Genomic DNA, 3,413 nt, shown 5'->3' on the forward strand with positions numbered 1-3,413 from the left:
GCCCGCTCGTTCAGCCGGGCGCGCCGCGTGGCCAGCGCCCGCCCCGCCACCGCCAGGTCCTGCCCGTCCAGCGTCTCCAGGTGCGCGACCAGACGGCCGGCCTGGGCGCGCAACGCCGCCGCCGTCCGGCCGGACAGCGCCCACGGCACGAGCCGCGGCACGAAGCCGGGCGCGGTCTCGTGGGGGGCGGCGTCCTCTTCGGCCGTGGTGGTTTCGGCCGGCGCGGGCGCCTCCTCGACGATGACGTGGGCGTTGGTGCCGCTGAGGCCGAAGGAGGAGACGCCGGCGCGGCGCGGACGCTCGCCCGCCGGCCAGGCGACCGGCTCGGTCAGCAGTCTGACGTTGCCGGCCGTCCAGTCGACGTGCGGGGTGGGCTCGTCGATGTGGAGGGTCTTGGGCAGGATGCCGTGGTGGATCGCCTGCACCATCTTGATGACGCCGGCGACGCCGGCCGCGGCCTGGGTGTGGCCGAGGTTGGACTTCAGGGAGCCGAGCCACAGGGGCTTGTCCGCGTCGCGGTCCTGCCCGTAGGTGGCGAGCAGGGCCTGGGCCTCGATGGGGTCGCCGAGGGTGGTGCCGGTGCCGTGGGCCTCGACGACGTCGACGTCGGCCGTGGTGAGGCCGGCGTTCTCCAGGGCGCTGCGGATCACGCGGCGCTGCGAGGGGCCGTTGGGGGCGGTGAGGCCGTTGGACGCGCCGTCCTGGTTGATGGCGCTGCCGCGGATGACGGCGAGCACCTGGTGGCCGTTGCGGCGGGCGTCGGAGAGGCGTTCCAGCAGGAGGACGCCGACGCCCTCGGACCAGCCGGTGCCGTCGGTTGCGGCGGCGAAGGACTTGCAGCGGCCGTCCTTGGCGAGGCCGCGCTGGCGGCTGAACTCGACGAACACCTCGGGGGTGGACATGACGGCGACGCCGCCGGCCAGGGCGAGGGTGCACTCCCCCGCCCGCAGGGCCTGTGCCGCGAGGTGCATCGCGACGAGGGACGAGGAGCAGGCCGTGTCCAGGGTGACGGAGGGGCCCTCGAAGCCGAACGCGTACGAGACGCGGCCCGAGGCGATGGAGCCCGTCGCGCTGTTGTACGCGTAGTCGTGGTACATCATCCCGGAGTAGACGCCGGTCTTGCTGCCCTTGAGGGTGTGCGGGTCGATGCCGGCCCGCTCGAAGACCTCCCAGGACGCCTCCAGCAGCAGCCGCTGCTGGGGGTCCATGATCAATGCCTCGTTGGGGCTGATCGAGAACAGGGCGGGGTCGAAGCGGTCCGCGTCGTGCAGGAACCCGCCCTTGTTGACGTACGTGGTGTTGGGGCGCTCGCCCTCGGGGTCGTACAGGCCCTCGACGTCCCAGCCGCGGTTGACGGGGAACTCCGAGACGCCGTCGCGGCCCTCGTCGACGAGCTGCCACAGGCTTTCGGGGGAGTCGACTCCGCCCGGGAAGCGGCAGCTCATGGCCACGATGGCGATCGGCTCGCGGGCGGCGGCCGACAGGTTGCGGTTCTGCGTCCGCAGCCGGGCGGTTTCCTTCATGGACGCCCGGAGTGCGTCGAGCAGCTTCTGGTCAGAATTGGACATCGGCTTCTCACATTCCCTGTATCGCGTCGTCCAGCCCGAGACCGTCGAGCGCCATGTTGATCAGACTCTCGGCGTCCATGTCGTCGATCGCTTCTTCCTCTGCGGCGACCGTCGTGGACTCCGTGTGTTCCGCTCGTCCGTCGGCGAGTTCGAGCAGGGTGTCCACCAGGCCCAGTTCGCGCAGGCGGGCCATGGGGACGGTCTGGAGCAGGCGGCGGATCCTGCCCTCGTCTGAGTCGGGGGCGGCCGCGTCGCCGCTTCCGCCGGTCCCGTCGGCTCCGTCCTTCGGCCGCAGCTCCTCGGCGAAGTGCTCGGCGAGGGCCTGCGAGTTGGGGTAGTCGAAGACGAGCGTGGCGGGCAGTCGCAGTCCGGTGGCCTCGGCGAGGCTGTTGCGGAATTCGACGGCGGACAGCGAATCGAATCCGAGTTCCTTGAACTCGCGGCTCTTGCCGATCGACGTCGCCCCCGAGTGGCCGAGGATCGCGGCCGCGTGGGCCCGTACGAGGTCGACGAGTTCGTCGGTACGGGCCGCTTCGGTCAGGCCGGCCATCCGGCGGCGGAACGCCGTGACGTCGACCGTGGATCCGGACTCCGCGCGGCGGCGCGAGCGGGCGGGCACCAGGCTCCGGAACAGGTCCGGGAGGTCGGTGGCGCCGCGCATCTCCTTCGTGTTCAGCAGGATCGTCACCAGGGCGGGTGCGCCGAGCGTGCGGGCCGCGTCGAACACCTCGGTGCCCGCGGCGCCCGACAGCGTCTCGATGCCGATGCGGCTCATGCGGCCGCTGTCGGCGGCGGCCAGCTCGCCGGCCATGCCGCCGCCGGCCTCCTCGGCCGCCCACGGTCCCCAGGCGAGGGACTGGGCGGGCAGGCCCCGGTCCCGGCGGTGGGTGGCGAGGGCATCCAGGAAGGCGTTGGCGGCCGCGTAGTTGGCCTGGCCCGGGTTGCCGAGCACACCGGCGACGGAGGAGAAGAGGATGAACGCGGCCAGGTCCAGGCCCGCGGTCAGCTCGTGCAGGTGCAGGGCGGCGTCGACCTTGGGCCGCAGGACCGCGGTCACGCGCTCGGGGGTGAGGGAGCCGAGGATGCCGTCGTCCAGGACGCCGGCCATGTGGATCACGCCGGTCAGCGGGTGGGCGGCCGGAACGGCCGCCAGGAGGGCGGCGAGGGCGTCCCGGTCGGAGGTGTCGCAGGCCGCGATCTCCACCTCGGCGCCCAGCTCCGTGAGTTCCGCGGCCAGTTCGGCCGCTCCCTCGGCCGCGGGGCCGCGGCGGCTGGTCAGCAGCAGGCGGCTCACACCGCGCTCGGTGATCAGGTGCCGGGCGAACAGCCGGCCCAGCATGCCCGTACCGCCGGTGATCAGCACCGTTCCGCCGGGGGTGAACTCGGCGGCCGTGGTCGCCGCGGTGCCGGCGTCCGCCGCGGCCCGTACGAGGCGCGGGGCGTGGACGGCGCCGGCCCGTACGGCGGCCTGCGGTTCGCCGGAGGCGACCGCGAGGGCGACGTCCGCCCGGTCCGCGGGGTCGGCGGTGTCGGTGTCGAGGAGGAGGACGCGGCCGGGGTTCTCCGACTGTGCGGTCTTCACCAGGCCCCAGACGGCGGCGCCGGCCAGGTTGCCCGCGGGCTCGTCGGCGACGGCGACGGCGCCGCGGGTGCGGACGACGAGCGTCGAGCCTTCGAAGCGTTCGCCGGCCAGCCATTCCTGCAGGACGTCCAGGGCCCCGGCGACGGCGGTGTGCACCGCGGCGGCGTCCGAGCCGGCGGGGGCGTCCCAGACGACGGCGTCCGCGACCGGGCCGTCGCCGAGCGACTGCCACGGCTGCGCGGGGATGTCCCCGGCGGCCGCCG

Annotated in this window: 2 protein-coding genes; both read right to left on the minus strand. The window is 74.0% G+C overall.

Going from position 1 to position 3,413, the window contains the following annotated elements; genetic code table 11:
- A partial coding sequence (locus tag ACFXA3_RS38985) for a type I polyketide synthase (RefSeq protein WP_385195539.1) occupies window positions 1-1,568 on the minus strand: 1,568 nt, incomplete at its 3' end.
- A 7-nt stretch (window positions 1,569-1,575) separates the two neighbouring features.
- The coding region (locus ACFXA3_RS38990) for a beta-ketoacyl reductase (protein ID WP_385195542.1) at window positions 1,576-3,413 on the minus strand (1,838 nt) is incomplete at its 5' end.

The organism is Streptomyces sp. NPDC059456 (genome assembly GCF_042750055.1).
Lineage (GTDB): Bacteria > Actinomycetota > Actinomycetes > Streptomycetales > Streptomycetaceae > Streptomyces.